The 17039-nt window shown below is 34.7% G+C and carries 16 protein-coding genes; 9 read left to right on the top strand and 7 right to left on the bottom strand.

Translation table 11 applies throughout. The annotated features are described in order from the left end of the window. The first annotated feature begins 406 nt into the window (after nt 1-406). Nucleotides 407-3883, top strand: a complete 3477-nt coding sequence (locus tag AABL87_RS00490; RefSeq protein WP_341276760.1) for an AAA domain-containing protein — start codon at nt 407-409, stop codon at nt 3881-3883. A gap of 322 nt (nt 3884-4205) precedes the next feature. Here AABL87_RS00490 and gcvP read toward each other — a convergent pair whose 3' ends face one another. Beyond that, nucleotides 4206-7055 carry an aminomethyl-transferring glycine dehydrogenase gene (gene gcvP, locus AABL87_RS00485; protein WP_341276759.1) on the bottom strand — a complete coding sequence of 950 codons (2850 nt, stop codon included), beginning with the start codon at nt 7053-7055 and terminating at the stop codon, nt 4206-4208. A gap of 124 nt (nt 7056-7179) precedes the next feature. Here gcvP and AABL87_RS00480 point away from each other — a divergent pair, with 124 nt between their 5' ends. Beyond that, complete coding sequence (locus tag AABL87_RS00480; RefSeq protein WP_006259556.1) at nt 7180-8016, top strand: hypothetical protein; 837 nt, start codon at nt 7180-7182, stop codon at nt 8014-8016. 18 nt (nt 8017-8034) lie between these two features. Here AABL87_RS00480 and AABL87_RS00475 read toward each other — a convergent pair whose 3' ends face one another. From AABL87_RS00475 to AABL87_RS00465, 3 genes are all read right to left on the bottom strand, one after another. Then, the gene (locus AABL87_RS00475) at nt 8035-8244 is read right to left on the bottom strand and encodes a helix-turn-helix domain-containing protein (protein ID WP_006259555.1); all 210 of its coding nucleotides are present in this window, start codon (nt 8242-8244) and stop codon (nt 8035-8037) included. A 9-nt stretch (nt 8245-8253) separates the two neighbouring features. After that, on the bottom strand, nt 8254-8796 hold the full coding sequence (locus AABL87_RS00470) for a DUF2975 domain-containing protein (RefSeq protein ID WP_235280033.1): 543 nt from the start codon (nt 8794-8796) through the stop codon (nt 8254-8256). 81 nt (nt 8797-8877) lie between these two features. Next, on the bottom strand, nt 8878-9498 hold the full coding sequence (locus AABL87_RS00465; protein ID WP_039328521.1) for a DUF2975 domain-containing protein: 621 nt from the start codon (nt 9496-9498) through the stop codon (nt 8878-8880). A 295-nt stretch (nt 9499-9793) separates the two neighbouring features. Here AABL87_RS00465 and AABL87_RS00460 point away from each other — a divergent pair, with 295 nt between their 5' ends. After that, on the top strand, nt 9794-11185 hold the full coding sequence (locus AABL87_RS00460) for a leucyl aminopeptidase family protein (RefSeq protein WP_041894145.1): 1392 nt from the start codon (nt 9794-9796) through the stop codon (nt 11183-11185). A gap of 113 nt (nt 11186-11298) precedes the next feature. Further along, nucleotides 11299-11808 (top strand): GNAT family N-acetyltransferase, encoded by a 510-nt coding sequence (locus tag AABL87_RS00455; protein ID WP_039328517.1) that lies wholly within the window; start codon nt 11299-11301, stop codon nt 11806-11808. Nucleotides 11809-11844: 36 nt separating this feature from the next. Here the strand turns inward: AABL87_RS00455 and AABL87_RS00450 are convergent, their stop codons facing one another. The 3 genes from AABL87_RS00450 to AABL87_RS00440 are packed head-to-tail and all read right to left on the bottom strand — an operon-like array spanning nt 11845 to nt 14487. Beyond that, nucleotides 11845-12723, bottom strand: a complete 879-nt coding sequence (locus tag AABL87_RS00450; RefSeq protein WP_006264708.1) for a hypothetical protein — start codon at nt 12721-12723, stop codon at nt 11845-11847. A gap of 17 nt (nt 12724-12740) precedes the next feature. Next, on the bottom strand, nt 12741-13589 hold the full coding sequence (locus tag AABL87_RS00445) for a hypothetical protein (RefSeq protein WP_006266937.1): 849 nt from the start codon (nt 13587-13589) through the stop codon (nt 12741-12743). A 4-nt stretch (nt 13590-13593) separates the two neighbouring features. After that, nucleotides 13594-14487: a hypothetical protein gene (locus AABL87_RS00440; RefSeq protein ID WP_006264711.1), complete on the bottom strand. Its 894-nt coding sequence runs from the start codon at nt 14485-14487 to the stop codon at nt 13594-13596. Nucleotides 14488-14677: 190 nt separating this feature from the next. On the opposite strand from AABL87_RS00440, the gene AABL87_RS00435 reads away from it, so the two are divergent. The 5 genes from AABL87_RS00435 to AABL87_RS00415 all read left to right on the top strand — a co-directional run bounded on the left by AABL87_RS00435 (nt 14678) and on the right by AABL87_RS00415 (nt 16894). Next, nucleotides 14678-15223, top strand: coding sequence for a HugZ family pyridoxamine 5'-phosphate oxidase (locus AABL87_RS00435; RefSeq protein WP_006259546.1), 546 nt, complete (start codon nt 14678-14680; stop codon nt 15221-15223). A 109-nt stretch (nt 15224-15332) separates the two neighbouring features. Next, nucleotides 15333-15647, top strand: coding sequence for a hypothetical protein (locus tag AABL87_RS00430; RefSeq protein ID WP_006259545.1), 315 nt, complete (start codon nt 15333-15335; stop codon nt 15645-15647). Next, on the top strand, nt 15644-16033 hold the full coding sequence (locus tag AABL87_RS00425) for a hypothetical protein (protein WP_006259544.1): 390 nt from the start codon (nt 15644-15646) through the stop codon (nt 16031-16033). The genes AABL87_RS00430 and AABL87_RS00425 overlap by 4 nt, the downstream gene beginning before the upstream one ends. Nucleotides 16034-16301: 268 nt before the next feature. Further along, on the top strand, nt 16302-16457 hold the full coding sequence (locus AABL87_RS00420) for a hypothetical protein (protein WP_341276758.1): 156 nt from the start codon (nt 16302-16304) through the stop codon (nt 16455-16457). A gap of 83 nt (nt 16458-16540) precedes the next feature. Next, nucleotides 16541-16894, top strand: a complete 354-nt coding sequence (locus AABL87_RS00415) for a hypothetical protein (protein ID WP_073145618.1) — start codon at nt 16541-16543, stop codon at nt 16892-16894. Nucleotides 16895-17039: the final 145 nt, after the last annotated feature.

Below are 17039 nucleotides of genomic sequence, written 5' to 3'. Positions count from 1 at the left end.
TAAAACTGAATGAAATGTAACAGTATGCAGAAGTAAACTTAGAAGAAAATAGTGGAGGACAGAAGACTGTACTTCTCGACTATACTGACAGTTGTTTTACTCTGTACTAAAGAATAGTATATCAATAGGATAAATATACACTATCATATAGTGTAATAGGAGTAAGTCTAATCAAATATTTGATTAGTTGATGTATTAGTTATTTTTACTTTGAATAGTGAATGGTTTTGTAAGCTTTTGTAATTTAAATTTGCTTGAGAGGTTACAATTATAGTTCACAAGTTATTAAATGTTTTAGAGAAGAATTGTCTTAGTTAATAAGACAATTCTTTTTTTATGTATAGGTGAGATATTTTACTAACTGTAAAATCTAGATTATCTTTGATGTTTAAAACGGATACTGCACATGCTTGATAATAAATATACTTCCTTATACTTTACCTCATTAGTAGATATTATCAATAATACAGAACTAACTACACGTGCTAAGTACAGACTACTTAGAAATCTACTAGAGAAAATATGTAAATATGTAGTAAAGGATGAGGTGATTAGTCTTTCTAATCTATTCTCTCGTCTATCCTTTATATGTAATAAGTATAATGCGAGCCGTGTTATCCACAGTTTTAGAATGATCAGTAATGATTTGACTAAGTATGATTCGGCAGAGTTAGATCTATATCTAGAGACCTACTGGATGGATGTAAATGATTTTATCTCTTACGTATTTCAGGTGCCTGTACCTGATGCGAATAGGTCATATTACCCATTTCCTATTCAGAGGTTAGCCCTGAAGCATAATGAGTTTGAGCAGATTATTGATAAGTTGAGAGTTAATGTATTGGGGATTAAGGATAACTTACTTTTATGTGATGTAGAGAATGCAGAAGATGGACAGCCTATACGTGTACAGATTAATGAAGAAGGAGTGAATGCTTCATTTAGTTCTATAGAGAAAATATGGAAGGGAGCTACACTACACTTGATTAATATAGGAGTGGATGATCATCAAATACATCATCCGAAGATATTTATACTAGAACCAGATTACTTAATAGATGTGTCTGCTATAGCAGAATGTTTTCAAGACTATGGGACTTCTTCATTGAGCTTTATAAAGTCGAAGTTCGATGAGATACCTAATAATAAGTATCTACTCATTGGTAACTTTGCTAATGCTGTCATGGATGAGTTAGTAGGTGCAGAAGACGCGCAGACAGTAGACTTTAATACAGTCTTTGTCCACCACTTTGAGAACTATCCTTTTGAGCATACGGCTTGTCCTGATATATTAGATATAGAACAGTTTAAACAATATCGATATGACTGTGAAACTCATTTTAATACGATTAAGAGAGTATATCTTGAAGAGTTTGTACATTATGGTATTACGAATGAGGGAGATATTAACCTAGAACCAAGCTTTCTGTGTGATGTCTATGGGGTGCAGGGGCGTTTAGACCTTCTGCATAGTATAAAGAAAGATAATCTAAAGACAACTATCGTGGAGCTGAAGTCTGGCGGGACGGTCTATCCTGATGATGGAGTAGGGGTGAAACCTAATCACACTGTACAGCTGTATTTATATCACCTTATGCTATCTGTGGTATATGATATACCATATCGAGAGATAGGTAATGAGAAGTATCTAAGTGGCTTTATTTTTTATAGTAAACCAAGAACTAATAATCTTCGTAAAGATCAGATCAACCTTCGTAGGGTACAAGCAATATGTGAGTTGAGAAATAGAATCGTGCTAAACGAACATATCTTAAAGTCAGATGATCTGGATAAAGTAGCGCTGCTACTCCACTATGTAAAAGGGGAGAATATAGTGCGTAACCCTAATCTGAATACCAAGTTTAAAGATATGCTCTATAAGCAGATAGATATGTTTACGTCTGTGCTAGAGAAGTGCTCAGCGTTAGAGCGTACTTATTTTTATTCTTTTGTCAGCTTTATCGCAAGAGAACAATACATTAGTAAGTTAGGAGCGAGTGACTATGAAGGAAGTCATGGGTTGGCAAGTTTATGGATAGACAGTGCTGAGGTCAAAAAAGATAAGTATAGCATCTTATATGATCTAGAGATTATAGAGAATAAAATCTTTGAAGAAGAGAAGCAAATTATCTTCAGGCGAACATTAGTAGATGACTTTGTCAACTTTAGAAAGGGAGATGTCTGTGTATTATATCCTCGAGATCACGATACTGACACAGCAGTGAAGCATCAGATATTTAAATGTACGATACAGAGTATCACTAAAGAAATGGTGACAGTAGTGTTTCGTCATAAGCAGAGAGGGATTAATTACTTTAATCAATATCGCTTATGGGCGCTAGAACGCGACTCTATGGATTCTTCTTTTACGAGTATGTATAAGAGTCTATATGCGTTTATGAACGCACCGAAGAATAAGAGAGAGGTAATCCTCAATGTGCTACCTCCTAGACAAGGGATAAATTATGGGTTCTATAAGCCTACTCTTTCTGTAGAACAGAATAGAATATTAAACAATGCCTTATCTTCAGAAGATTACTTTGTACTAAATGGACCTCCTGGTACGGGTAAGACTTCTCATATTATTAAGGAGCTTGTAGAAGAATTATATACCAATACCAATCAGAATATACTGCTTCTAGCCTATACTAATAAGGCTGTGGATGAGCTATGTGGTGCGGTGACGGATGCGCTAGAGCATGTATCTGCTATAGATAAGTTTGTGCGTATAGGTAGCCCGTTATCTAGTAGTCAGAAATATGCTGATCATCTAGTCAGCACGATTATTAAACGTGAGAGTGATGCGTTAGAGAAATCGGGTAGGAGATTTACTAGAAATGTTTTGTCTAATATTATTCGTAATAATAGAGTGTTTCTGTCTACAGTGGCTACTATGTCTAGTAAGAATGACGTGTTCAAACTAAAGAAATTTGATACGGTTATCATAGATGAAGCTTCTCAGATATTAGAACCTCAGATTATAGGGTTATTGCCGAAGTGTAAAAGGTTCATTATGATCGGTGATCACAAACAGCTTCCGGCGATAGTGGTACAGAGTGATACGTTGTCTAAGACTAATAATCCTCTACTAGAACAGATCGGGTTAGCGGATAGACGCAATTCATTATTCGAACGATTATATAACTTCTGTGAACTGAATAAGCTTAATTATGCACATGATACATTGACATATCAAGGGCGTATGCATAGAGAGATAGCGGCATTTCCTAATATAGCATTCTATGAAGGCAAACTAAAAGAGGCATATACATTAGAGAATTTAACTACAGTAGCTAAAAGTAGCCTACAGAGACAAGTAGCTCCGTTAAACTTAAAGCCTGTAGATAATGATGTATTAAGTACAATATTGGCACAGAAGAGAGTCCTCTTTGTCCATGTGGAAGAACACCACGCAGGACAACAAAAGAAAACAAGTGAGAAAGAAGCTGACTTCGTAGTTCAATTATTACAAAAGATAGAACAACTTTATCAACTAAATGGTCGTAGTGCAGATTTGACTAAGCGAGTAGGAATTATAGCTCCGTTTAAGAATCAGATAGCCCTGATTAAAAATAAACTAGAAGGTAGTGATATTCTAAATGCAGAGGATATAGTAGTCGATACAGTAGAGCGCTTTCAGGGAGGGCAGAGAGATATTATTATTTATTCGTTTACTATAAATGAAGTACTTCAGCTAGATGGGGTAGTGAGTCTTAATGAGGATCAGTCAGTAGACCGTAAGTTAAATGTGGCTCTGACTCGTGCAAAAGAGCAAATGATTATCATCGGTAATGCCGAGGTGCTTAGTCATAATAGTATATATAAAGAGATGATCACTCATATTAAAGAACAAGGAGGTTACTTCGAATACGATAGTTTATAGTTAACAACAGCGTTTATAACTATGTTGATAACCCTGTTAATAAGAATTGTTTACGGAGTAAAAATGTTGATAACTCTAGAGATATATTATTCTTAATAATTACTATTTTTTTTGTAAGTGATTGTATTAGTGGTGTTTGTTAGTTGTTAAGTGTAGAGGTTATCACTATTTATAATGTGAATAAGATGAATTGTAGTTATTAACAATATTGTTGATAACTATAGAGGTGCTACCTAGTAGCTTTGGTCAAAAAGAACATAGTAGAGCATAAAAAAACGCCATCGTAATGATGGCGTTTTCTGTATAGATAAATCAGTTAAGATTAGTTCTCCATATAAACTTCGATAGGAGCACAAGAACAAATTAAGTTTCTGTCACCGTAAGCATCGTCAATACGACGTACAGTAGGCCATAATTTGTTTTCAGCTACATAAGGAAGTGGGTAAGCTGCTTTCTGTCTTGAGTATGGAAGATCCCAGTTATCAGCAGTTAATAATGCTAATGTGTGAGGAGCATTCTTAAGCTCGTTCACAGGGTTCTCGATAGTTGCATTCTCAATTTCTTGACGGATAGAAGCCATCGCATCACAGAATTTGTCAAGCTCTTCTTTGCTCTCACTTTCTGTTGGTTCGATCATTAGTGTACCAGCAACAGGGAAAGATACTGTAGGAGCGTGGAAACCGTAGTCGATAAGACGTTTAGCGATATCTGTTACTTCAATACCTTTTTCTTTGAACTCACGTACATCAACGATCATCTCGTGTGCAGCACGTCCTTTCTCTCCTGTATAAAGGATAGCGTAGTGCTCTTCAAGACGAGTCTTCATGTAGTTAGCATTTAAGATTGCTTGTTGAGTTACTTTCTTAAGACCTTCAGTACCTAACATAGTGATGTATCCGTAAGAGATTAGACATACTAATGCAGATCCATAAGGAGCAGCAGAGATAGCAGTGATTCCTTTCTCACCACCTACTTTAACGATAGGGTTAGTAGGTAAGAATGGTACTAAGTGCTCAGCCACACAGATAGGTCCTACACCAGGTCCTCCACCTCCGTGAGGAATAGCGAAAGTTTTGTGTAAGTTAAGGTGACATACATCCGCCCCGATATTAGCAGGGTTAGTGATTGCTACCTGAGCATTCATGTTAGCACCATCCATATAAACTTGTCCTCCGTTATCGTGGATGATTTGAGTAATCTCCATGATCGCAGACTCATATACACCGTGTGTAGAAGGGTAAGTAACCATAAGACAAGATAAGTTGTCTTTATATTGTTCCGCTTTAGCTTTTAAGTCAGCTACGTCGATATTTCCTTCTGGAGTAGTTTTAGTCACTACTACTGTCATACCAGCCATTGCTGCAGAAGCAGGGTTAGTACCGTGTGCAGAAGCAGGAATAAGTGCGATATCACGTTGGAAGTCTCCTCTAGAGTGGTGGTATGCACGGATAGCCATAAGACCAGCGTACTCTCCTTGAGCTCCAGAGTTTGGTTGTAATGTAGTACCAGCAAAACCAGTAATCACATTTAACTTCTCTTCTAATCCGTGTAACATCTCTAAGTATCCTTGTGCTTGGTCAGCAGGTACGAATGGGTGAACGTTGTTCCACTGTGCGTTACTCAATGGCAACATCTCAGCAGCAGCATTCAATTTCATTGTACAAGAACCTAAAGAGATCATAGAGTGGTTAAGAGCTAAGTCTTTGCGTTCTAATTTTTTGATATAACGCATTAACTCAGTCTCAGAGTGGTAGCTGTTAAATGCAGCGTGCTCTAAGAACTTAGAAGTACGTTTTAGTTTATCTTGGTATTTAACTTCAGTGCTTAATGTAGTTACTTCTGTAGCTGTCTTACCAGTAGCTTGAGCAAATACATTAACGATAGCGTTAATATCAGCTAACTCTACAGTCTCGTTTAATGAGATAGAGATAGTGTTTGCATCGATATAGTTGAAGTTGATAGAGTTTGCTTCAGCGATAGGTTTCACTTTAGCAGCATCAGCTTTCACTAAGATAGTGTCGAAGAAGTTAGCGTTCACTTGCTCGATACCTAATTTACCTAATTCAGTAGCTACAGTTACTGCTTTAGCATGGATTAAAGAAGCGATATTAGTCAACCCTTTAGGTCCGTGGTAAACAGCGTAGAAACTAGCCATAACAGCTAATAATACTTGAGCTGTACAGATATTAGATGTAGCTTTTTCACGTTTGATATGTTGCTCACGAGTTTGTAAAGCCATACGTAGAGCGAAGTTACCATCAGCATCTTTAGATACTCCGATGATACGACCTGGCATACTACGTTTATACTCTTCTTTAGTAGCGAAGAAAGCAGCGTGAGGACCTCCGAATCCTAATGGAATACCAAAGCGTTGAGTAGTACCTACTACTACGTCAGCTCCCATTTCTCCTGGAGGAGTTAATAATACTAATGACATGATATCAGCAGCTACAGCTACTTTAATGTCTTTTGCTTTTGCTTGGTTGATAAAGTCAGCGTAGTCAGCTACGATACCGTGTTTACCAGGGTATTGTAAGATCGCTCCGAAGTACTCTTCTGAGAAGTTAAACTCTTCGTGGTTACCTAGTACTAACTCTACACCAAATGGAGTAGCACGAGTCTGTAATACTGATAAAGTCTGTGGTAATATCTCTTCAGAAACGAAGAACTTCACTATGTTGTTTTTCTTTTGATCTCTTGTTCTTACGTCGAATAATAAGATCATTGCTTCTGCTGCTGCTGTAGCCTCATCTAATAATGAAGCATTAGCAATCTCCATACCTGATAACTCGATAACAGTAGTTTGGAAGTTTAATAAAGCTTCTAAACGACCTTGAGCTACTTCAGCTTGATAAGGAGTATAAGCAGTATACCATCCAGGGTTTTCAAATACGTTACGGATAATAGCTGCAGGAACTACTGCCTCATTATATCCTAAACCGATGAAAGAACGGAATATTTTATTTTTGTTTCCTAATGCTTGAATGTGAGATAAGTACTCATACTCAGTCATTGCAGGAGCAAGGTTTAAGTCTTCTTTAAGACGGATTGCGTCTGGGAAAGTTTCGTTGATTAATTGTTCGATGCTATCAGCTTTCACTGTTTTAAGCATTTCTGCCATATCCTCAGGACGAGGACCAATGTGTCTTAATGCAAATGCGTTTGTTTTCATTTGGACAATAAATAAAAGTTGTGTTTAATCACACAAAAATAACCATTAATCTGACAATTGTATGTTTATATCGATTAATTTTGAAAAGTAAATAAGCATTACACTAGTTAGATTGATAATTAATATGGATTTGTTAAAAAACAGAATAGTTGCTCTTTATTTAAACGGAAGTGTTCACGTTTCGTTAGCAGTCTTTGCTTTAGTGCAGATGACATTTTATTTCTGTCACCTTCCATTTGATGCAGTCGTGTCTACTTTAGCTTTTACAGGAACGCTGTTTTCTTATAATTTCATTAAGTATGCAGAAGTAATCTATAGACATAAGAACCCATTTACACTACGTCTGAAAGTCATTATAGGGATAAGTATTATTGCGTTGCTGATAGGTACTGTTGCCTTCTTTATGCTGAATTGGAAAGCACAATTCGTTACTTTGAGTTTATTGGTGTTATCAGTACTATACGCTATTCCTATCAGTAGTAACCGAAGTAATCTGCGCAATCTAGCAGGACTTAAAGTGTATATCGTATGTCTGTGTTGGGCTACTGTAACGCTTATAGTGCCAGTGATGAATGCTGATATACCAGTCAGTTGGGATATTGTAGTTAAGTTTATACAGCGTTTTATCTTAGTGTTTATTCTAATTGGAATATTTGAAGTCGTTGATTTACAGTATGACGATAAGTATTTGAAGACCTTACCTCAGATGCTAGGAATAGCTAATACCAAATGGCTATTAGGATTACTGCTAATTCCTTTTTATGTTATCGAATTCTTTAAGGTAGGTTATCAGCCTATACAGGCATGGAATAATATGTTGATTGTATTATTAACGCTGTTTTTTATTGTATATGCTTCACCGAAACGAACTAAGTTCTTTACGCTATTCTGGGTAGAGAGTGTGCCTATTGTATGGTGGTTAATTGTTGTTATTCAAGGGAATGCAAGTATGTTAGAATAAAAAGACCAAGCATTTAGCTTAGTCTTCATTTACATATTCTAGTATATCAGCTGGTTGACAATCTAATTCTTTACAGATTGCCTCCAATGTACTGAAGCGTATGGCTTTTGCCTTATTGGTCTTGAGTATGGATAGATTACTCACGGTGATACCTACACGCTCAGCCAACTCATTAAGCGATATCTTTCGCTTAGCCATCATGACATCAAGGTTTACTATTATTGGCATATCGTGGGGTTATATGGTTAGTTCTGCATCTTCTTTTAGACGCAAATGTTGTTTCAATACTTCTACAATCATCAGCAAAATTAAAGGAATAAAGAACATCGTGAAATTAAAATCACCTTTTACAGCTTCTAGGTTATATAGAGATGCTATTCTTGATGCTTCGTAAGTAGATAGATATTCGAGTATATTCTCATAAATAGCAAGACCTAAAAGTATAGAAGCTAGTACTTTTATACGTTTAATTTGAATACGACTAACAGTTTCTCCTTTGTACAAAAACTTTAGAATAGTAAAGCTATTGTATAAGGCATAGACTATAAAGCCGATAAAAATAAATGAACTCATTATCATAACAGTTCTAAGAAATGAATAACTAAAAGGAACATCATCTACACGAATTCTACTTGTTGAATCAGTTACTGCTATCTTAGGTGAGTTATGATTAGTAGTTAATTTTGCATTGTATTCTGTACCGTTTTTGATTGTTATATAGTAAGGATTTGTCGAAATGCTTCTTGCGCTGTCAGAACCTTCATTAAAACCTCTTTTCATATCCCTAAAGTGGTTGTTAAAGGAAAATAAATAGGCAATGATTAATAATATAGTTAGAAATTTTAGTTTCATAAGATCAAGTTATATGGTTAGTTCAGCATTTTCTTTTAAAGTTAAATGTTGCTTTAATACTTCAACAATCAATAACAGAATTAAAGGAATAATAAATAACGAAAAATCATAGTCATACTTAACTAGGTCGAGGTTATAGATATTAGCTACTTCTTGTTGTTCTTTGTTTGAATAATAAATAAATATATTCCCTAATACAGGTAGAAGTAATTGAAAATAAGCTAGAATTTGTAGTCGTCTTATTTGACTATTAGATGCTATATTACCATTATATAAGTTTTTAAAGAATTTTATAAATACAATAATGATAACTGGGAAAAGGAGTATAGTAAGGATACCTAACAAACCTATGAAGAAATTACTAATCCCGTTCGAATATTGTTTAGGAACTTCTATTTCAATAGTCTCTTTTATTTCACGTATTTGTATACCAGTAGTTTTTTTATCTGTTAGAGATAAATGAAGGTCAGAGGTATCACTAGGAGTCTGTTTAACGATCAAAGTAGTATACACTTTATCATCATGACATTCTGGAGCATTATTATACCCTTGTTGAAAATCTCTAAAGTGTACACAAAGATTGGCTATATATAATACAATAAATATAACTGTAAGTAATTTCAGCTTCATAATCTAGGTTTAAAATAATACGTTTATTAATCGTTCACATAATGCTATTAAAAGCATAGCCCAATGGATTAGTAATTTTATCATCGTTAGTAATTTAGTTGGTTAATTGTAATTCAAAAGTATATTTAATTTTTTATAAAACAAATAAAATTTATTGTTATTCGATAAATACTTGTCTAAAAACGTAAAATGTGTCTTTTTTGGATACTTCAAGGATTATAGCAGAGTTTTAAGAAAAGCTCTTTTTTAGTTGCGTCTAAAAATGTTATATTTGCAGTAATATAAAAAGACAAAGATGATACAACTAGTAAATAACATGAAAGAAAACGGGAACGTTGTTTTCGTTTTAAGTAGTGAGAACAAAGGAATTGTTGAGGTTCCTGCATTCTTAAATGATTTTGTAAAAGCATTCGAAGAAGGGAAAAAAGAAGAAGACTTTGCTAAAGTGGGAAGTCAGTATTTCTTTTTCGTAAAAGAGAATGAGAACTTAGAAAAAATGCGTTTAGCAGGTAATAGCGTTCGCAAACAATTAGATAAAAAAGCTGACAACCTTACTATCGTAGGTAATGGAGCTTCTACGTTAGCTTTAGTAGAAGGGTTTATGTTGTCAAACTACCAATTCTTAAAGTACTTCAAAGAAGCAGAAGAAATGAAGTTCGCTTTGAGTAATGTTGAGGTAAAAGGAGATTTTACAGCTAAACAAATCAGTGACTTAAACAATACAGTAAAAGCGGTGTATTGGGCTCGTACAATGGTAAACGAACCTGTAAGCTTCTTAAATGCTACTCAATTAGCAACTGAAATAGAAGCTTTAGGTAAAGAGGCTAACTTCTCAGTGAAAGTATTAGGACGCAAAGAGATTGAAGACTTGAAGATGGGTGGTTTATTAGCTGTTAATAAAGGATCTATTGATCAACCTACTTTTACAATTATGGAGTACAAGCCAGCTAATCCTATCAACAAAAAACCTATCGTTTTAGTTGGTAAAGGTGTGGTATACGATACAGGAGGTTTGAGCTTAAAACCAACTGCAGGTTCTATGGACTCTATGAAGAGTGATATGGGAGGTGCAGCATGTATGGCAGGTACTATCTATGCAGCAGCTTTAAACGATGTGAATGTTCACGTTATCGGATTAGTTCCTGCTACAGATAACCGTCCTGGAGGAAATGCTTATGCTCCTGGTGATGTAATCACTATGTTTGACGGTACGACTATCGAGGTATTAAACACAGATGCAGAAGGACGTATGATCTTAGCAGATGCTATTGCTTATGCTACTCAGTATGATCCTGAGGTTATTATTGATGCAGCTACACTTACAGGTGCAGCTTTAGTAGTAGCTGGAGATATGGCATCTTGTATTATGGGGAATGATGAGCAGACTATCGATGCTATTATCGCTTCAGGATACAACGTACACGAGCGTTTAGCTAAGTTACCTTTCTGGGACGACTATAAAGACTTGTTGAAATCTAACGTAGCAGATATGAAGAATATCGGTGGACGTTTTGCAGGTACTATCACAGCAGGTAAGTTCTTAGAGCATTTTGCTAAAGCACCTTATGTACACATGGATATCGCAGGTCCAGCTTGGATGGATGCTCCTAGAGATTATAAAGGTAATGGTGGTACAGGAAGTGGAGTACGTACTCTAGTTGACTTCTTGACTAACTATAAAGGATAATATCTGATTAGGATATAAAGAAGGAGAACGAGAGTAGTCTAACTACTCTCGTTTTTTTATACTTGTATTTATAGTTTTATCGTATTTTCGTCATCTTATAAAGAATCATAACAATGAATAACTTAGTAGAAACAACCACTTTTATATCTGTAGATAAAAGTAATATACACTTAATTCTTCCTTTAGCAGAGAAGATATGGGAGGATACGTATCTTCATATTATCGGACAAGAACAGATAGACTATATGCTACCAATGATGTATAGTGATGAGCGTATCTTAGGTGAACTAAAAGAAGGGTACCAATGGGAACTGTTAATGCAAGGGGACGAGTTATTAGGCTACACAAACTATAAGCTTATGGAGGACAACCGTGTGTTTCTTTCTAAATTATATACTAATGTGTATAAACAAGTAAAGGGCTTAGGGCATTTTATGTTTGAGCATGTAGTAGACTATGCTAGACGCGAAGGCGCTACTGCGGTATATCTTACTGTGAATAAAAATAACCAACGAGCTATAGACTTTTATATCCGCAATAATATGAAGTGTATAGAGTCTAAGACTTTTGATATCGGGGGCGGATATGTAATGGATGATTATATCTATCAGTTAGATTTATAATAACAAAGAAGGTTAGCCATTGGCTAACCTTCTTTGTTATAACATCAGCTCTATTACTCTATAAGTAAACTCATATTCATAAATACTTGGTTGCTCATTAGGCATAGACTTGACTACTGTTTTTACCTTAGCAGTCAGAGGTAGATCTTGAGCATTATAAGTGTACTCTATCGTAGTTAGGAGGTCGCTACTTTCTATTTTAACGATATTGTTTTGTTGATTATAGTTAGTGTACATCAGCTCATTAGCACTAAGATAGTTTGACACATTATACGCATAAGGCAAGTAAGCAAATGGGTAATTCTTTTGGTCATAAGTATAGATTGTCTTATTGCTATCTAGGTTGACTAACTTTAGATTGTTACTAGGATTATAGATAAAGTCAGTTACTTCAGGATCAGAGTACTGAGGCTTAGAAGATATCTCTATAGAGCCAGGTAGATCTAGTCTATTATACACGATCTTACTTACTCTAGACTCGTCATAGTATAAATCCTTAAACTCTGTATATTGAAGTATTTTATTGTCGTATACTAGGTCTAAGCTCATTTTATTCTCTCCATAGATGACTTTGCGTAGTAGGTTATTCTCATCTAACTCCATGGTAGCAGTGAAGGAACTACTAGGTGCTCCATTCTCTACTAAATAGGATTCCACAGAAGTCATTTGACCTAAATCATTATAATTAAAGTCATATTTAGTAATAGATACTTCAGTATTAGGTGTACTTGCGTCTACTACATTTACATTATCGATAAGGGTAGCGTTATCAACAGGAACATAGTTCTTCTCAACAACTTGGCTTACTACAGTCAGTTTCTTTATCTGATCAGAAGGTATAGGACTGGATGTACTATAACTATTCCAACTAATTACGAATAGTAACAGTGGAGTGAATAACAAACTTCTTTTCATAGTATTTTTATAATATATTACTTCATTATTGGTATATGTAATTCTTTATAGATGAATTCATACTCATATAAAAGCCTTTTGTTGTTCTTATCCTCCTTATCTATACTTGTGATTCTAGCAGTAATAGGGAATCCTTTCTTGTTATATGTGTAGTCTATAGAAGTTATAAATTTAACATTTTCAATTCTAATTACATTGTTTTGTTGAATATAATTTGTAAATATTAAGGATTCACTCCCTAAGAAACTAGATATAGTATATCCGTATGGCAGATAGCTGAAAGGATATTTTTTATTGTCATAAGTATAGTCAGTGTATTGACCATTATATATTTCTCTGTTCAAGTTTAACTTATCGTTATACTCCAAACTTATTTCAATAGCATTCGTCTGTTCTGGTGTAGTGCTAATCGTAATCTGACGTGGTAATAAGTTCGTGTTATAGTTATATGTACTAGTTCTCGTTTCTCTAAAATTACTGTTAGTAAATATAAACGAGCTTAGTAGTTTATCTGTGTACTCTAGTTTGTAAGAGCTCGTATCAGATCCTAAATCAATATTTTTAATAGTATGCTTATCCTTCATCTCTATGTATGTAGTAAAGGGATAACTAGGCATATTATTTTCTATAGCGTAACTACTAGTCGAAATTAAGACACCCTGCGTATTGTATGTAAAATCATAGTGTCTTATAAAGACCTCTGTATCTCCTTCAGTTTGATCTGTAGAAGGATTAGGATTGATAGATATAATATGCGCTTTCGGTATATGTTGTTTCTCTATTACTCGTTCTATTACTGTTATTGGTTGTCCCCAAGCAATAGGAAATATAAGTAGTAGTAGAAAGACTAAGCTGATAGACTTCATGGTTTTATCTTTTCTTGTTTTTTAAACGGATAACCTCTAGTTCTTTATAATAAAACTCATATTCACACGTCACTCTACTATCTAGTGCATTTATTTTAGAAGTCTTTCTAACCCTTGCTGTGATAGGTAAGTTGTCTGTATTATAGGTATAGTCTATCGTAGTGATGTGCTCATCATCTTCGAACCCCACAATGTTGTTTTTAGGAGCATAAGTAGTAAAGGTCAACCAATCTATAGACATATAGTAGAACGGATTATAGTAATAAGGTTGCCCTGCTAGTATATACTGCTTATCATCATAGCTAAAAGAGAATAACTCTAGAGGATTCTTATAGGTACGTACATTCTGATTAAGGTCATAGGTGAAGTCAAGATTGATAACTTCATTAGGTTTGCTTTCATTGCCTAATCTTGCATGTACAGGTAGTTGATGCTTATCATAGCTAAATGTACTAACCACTAGTTCTTTAAACTCTGGCTCGTAATGTGTGATTTGATGAAGGATATTATCTTTATAAACAGCTTTTAACTTATCGGTATCCTCGTCTAGTGAAATAGTTGTCAATTGCTTCTTAGCATTTAACACCACTCCTAAGCTAGAAGGGTTAGTCGCTTTCTCATTGACGATATTACTAGAGTAGGTGTTGACTAATTGACCATATTCATCATAAGTAAATAAGAAGTTGCGTATTTCTGTTTCTGTATTCTCTTTATCTTTATTTATTGTATTCGATTTTCCATCTGCATAAGTTTCTGTGATTAGTAAGTAACTTTTCTCTACAGCATGGTCTAATACTGTTGTTTTAAATGTTTTCCCTTTTCGTTTTGTAGTAGAGTTAAAACTACCACAATTCATTAATAGTAATAATAGTGGTGCTATTAAAAGTGTTCTTTTCATTGTTGTCTTGACTAGGCGATAAAAATACAATTATTTTTAAACACACACTTCTAGGCAATTTATTTAAACCTAGTACGGATAGCTAGTACATTTATTTGTGTCTTTATGGCATAATGTTGTTAAAGCTACTTTCTTATTCTTATTTAGTTTAAATAATTTATTATCTTCGCTTCATTAAAATTTATAAGAGATGAGTACAGATACAATAAACCCAAATTTCGATCAACATAAAGTAAAGCCTAAAGCTCCTAAAATCGAAGAATTAATCAATGAGTGTAAGTCAGTAATGATGGCTACTATCAGCGAGGACGGAACACCATTAGTAAGTACAGCTCCTTATTCTAGAGTAGGTAATGAGTTTCAGATATTAGTTTCTTTTATGGCAAAACATACAAAGAACTTACGTGATCGCAAGCAAGTATCATTCATGTTTGTAGAAGATGAGAGCGTATCTAAACAATTATATGCTAGACACCGTTTAACTTTAGATACTCAAGCGGAGTTAATCGAGAAAGAAAACCCATTATACGAGAAAGCAATCGCTGACTTAAGAGAAAGACATGGTAAGGTAGTAGAAGTATTAGATAACTTAGAAGACTTCATCATGTTTAACTTTAAGCCAGTTAAAGGTTCTTATGTGAACGGATTCGGTAGTGCATACTTCGTAGATGAGAATCTAGAAGTGATGGAACACAGAAGAGGTGCTCATGGACAACACAACGTAGATCAAAAGTAATAACTATATTTTTATTAACGGAAGAAGCCTTTATTTCCTTATTGGAGTAAAGGCTTTTTTTATTGTACTATAAAATAGTAGTTTTGAAGACAGAAGATTATTTTGATTTATGACTAAAGGACAAGTACATATTCGCTGTTCTAAATGCGGAACATTTAATGTAGATACAGATAACTGTATATCGTGTGGACATGCATTGAATATGGTACAGCAACGTGAAGAAGAACGCAAGCACTTAGAACGCGAACGCATCGCTAAGGCGTTAGCTGAAGAACCTTCTGCTATAGAGAAGTTTTTACTCCGTATGACGAAGCATCCATGGCTGTTAGTACGTTTATTTTTTAAGTTAGTCTATGGCGTTTGGTTTACTGTGATGGCAGTGACGATGTTTATAGCTTGGCTAATCGGGATGATAGTAGCATGAGTGTATTGAAGCATTGGACTTTCATTACTATGTTAGTAGTGGGGGGGGCTATCTATACAGCACAGCGGCTGGAGGTAGAGTTACCATCCTTTATTAATAATTATGTCAACGATATTCTCTCTATTCCCCTTACGATGGCAGTGATATTAGTCATTCTACGCCTGTGGAAAGGGAGTACATATCAGTTATCTCCCCTGATGATCACTAGTGTAGTCTTGTACTACACCTTTTATTTTGAATATTACCTTCCTCAGCACACTTCTCGTTATACTGCAGATTTATATGATATAGGCTGTTATATCTTAGGGGGTATCCTCTTTTATCTCTTACAACAATATGTGTGGAGCGCAAATAACTCCCTTCAGAAGAAAGTATCACACAAATAAATAGCATTACTTTTTTTGTTTTCATCTAGTTATTAGTCGTTTTTTTCTCTCATTTTAGAAATTTTGAATACCTTTTTTTAAGAAATCCCCCTTTTTTGGAGATTAATGGGGATTTAATAGAAAAAAAGGGTATGTTTTTTTTGAGTAGTATTTTTTATAAATAGTTGATAATTAAGTAATTGTTGTTTTTTGTGTTAAGTTTACTATTATCATACACCTGTCTTAAAGCCAGTATTCATGGGGTTTTATCGCATATTGTTCGACAATAGTGGGACAATACACCGAGAATGGTGGAGCTAAGAGGTTGTTTGTCGAAAGAATCTCCTTTTATACTCCACGTATTCTTCATGTATTTGCTCTTGAGGTTGTGATAGGTTATTTTGAAGGGAGGAGTTTTAATTACAGAGAAGATTCAGGAGGATAAGGCAAAAAATGAAAAAAACGATACCTTTGTACTTCCACTGAGATAGCGTTGTCTAGAAGGTGTTATAACAATTAAAGCGCAGTATGATTACAGTATTTTATACAGATTATTATGAGAATTTATCTGAAGAGAATCTAGAGCTAACATTAGAAGAATGTATCGAGATATTCTCAGAGACGATAGATTTAGTGGATAACTTCGTCGGTATTACGATAGGTGCACACACGATGCAGTTTCACTGTGATGAAGACCGTATCTTAGTAGAGGTGTTAAATCCTCCTACCTTAGTCAACCCACAGATGTATGCTGACAAGACGCAATGTCTAGCCATCATTAAAGATATTTATGCAAAACAACAACTGTTCGTCTATCCACAGATGAAATTAGTAGATGTGCGCAAAGAGAGTCTTGACGATGTATTAGAAAGAGAAGCTTAATAAAGAAGAATAGAAAAAGCCTGCTAGACATACTAGCAGGCTTTTTTTATGAAATTGTTTTTTTGTTTTTTTGTGAAGGTGTGAAATCGTTTAGTCTTATTTTATCACTACATAATTTGTCACATCATCTAAGTGTCTTATGCCC

It is taken from the genome of Myroides sp. C4067, assembly GCF_038039665.1.
Classification (GTDB): Bacteria; Bacteroidota; Bacteroidia; order Flavobacteriales; family Flavobacteriaceae; genus Flavobacterium; species Flavobacterium odoratimimum.
Note: the sequence above shows the minus strand (reverse complement) of the source record. Positions and strands in the feature narration are given on the sequence as shown.

Bases quoted from the DNA above. Each gene is read 5' to 3' on its own strand.
- AABL87_RS00490 (WP_341276760.1), top strand. From the start codon at position 407: ATGCTTGATAATAAATATACTTCCTTATACTTTACCTCATTAGTAGAT.
- gcvP (WP_341276759.1), bottom strand. From the start codon at position 7,055: ATGAAAACAAACGCATTTGCATTAAGACACATTGGTCCTCGTCCTGAG.
- AABL87_RS00480 (WP_006259556.1), top strand. From the start codon at position 7,180: ATGGATTTGTTAAAAAACAGAATAGTTGCTCTTTATTTAAACGGAAGT.
- AABL87_RS00475 (WP_006259555.1), bottom strand. From the start codon at position 8,244: ATGCCAATAATAGTAAACCTTGATGTCATGATGGCTAAGCGAAAGATA.
- AABL87_RS00470 (WP_235280033.1), bottom strand. From the start codon at position 8,796: ATGAAAAGAGGTTTTAATGAAGGTTCTGACAGCGCAAGAAGCATTTCG.
- AABL87_RS00465 (WP_039328521.1), bottom strand. From the start codon at position 9,498: ATGAAGCTGAAATTACTTACAGTTATATTTATTGTATTATATATAGCC.
- AABL87_RS00460 (WP_041894145.1), top strand. From the start codon at position 9,794: ATGATACAACTAGTAAATAACATGAAAGAAAACGGGAACGTTGTTTTC.
- AABL87_RS00455 (WP_039328517.1), top strand. From the start codon at position 11,299: ATGAATAACTTAGTAGAAACAACCACTTTTATATCTGTAGATAAAAGT.
- AABL87_RS00450 (WP_006264708.1), bottom strand. From the start codon at position 12,723: ATGAAAAGAAGTTTGTTATTCACTCCACTGTTACTATTCGTAATTAGT.
- AABL87_RS00445 (WP_006266937.1), bottom strand. From the start codon at position 13,589: ATGAAGTCTATCAGCTTAGTCTTTCTACTACTACTTATATTTCCTATT.
- AABL87_RS00440 (WP_006264711.1), bottom strand. From the start codon at position 14,487: ATGAAAAGAACACTTTTAATAGCACCACTATTATTACTATTAATGAAT.
- AABL87_RS00435 (WP_006259546.1), top strand. From the start codon at position 14,678: ATGAGTACAGATACAATAAACCCAAATTTCGATCAACATAAAGTAAAG.
- AABL87_RS00430 (WP_006259545.1), top strand. From the start codon at position 15,333: ATGACTAAAGGACAAGTACATATTCGCTGTTCTAAATGCGGAACATTT.
- AABL87_RS00425 (WP_006259544.1), top strand. From the start codon at position 15,644: ATGAGTGTATTGAAGCATTGGACTTTCATTACTATGTTAGTAGTGGGG.
- AABL87_RS00415 (WP_073145618.1), top strand. From the start codon at position 16,541: ATGATTACAGTATTTTATACAGATTATTATGAGAATTTATCTGAAGAG.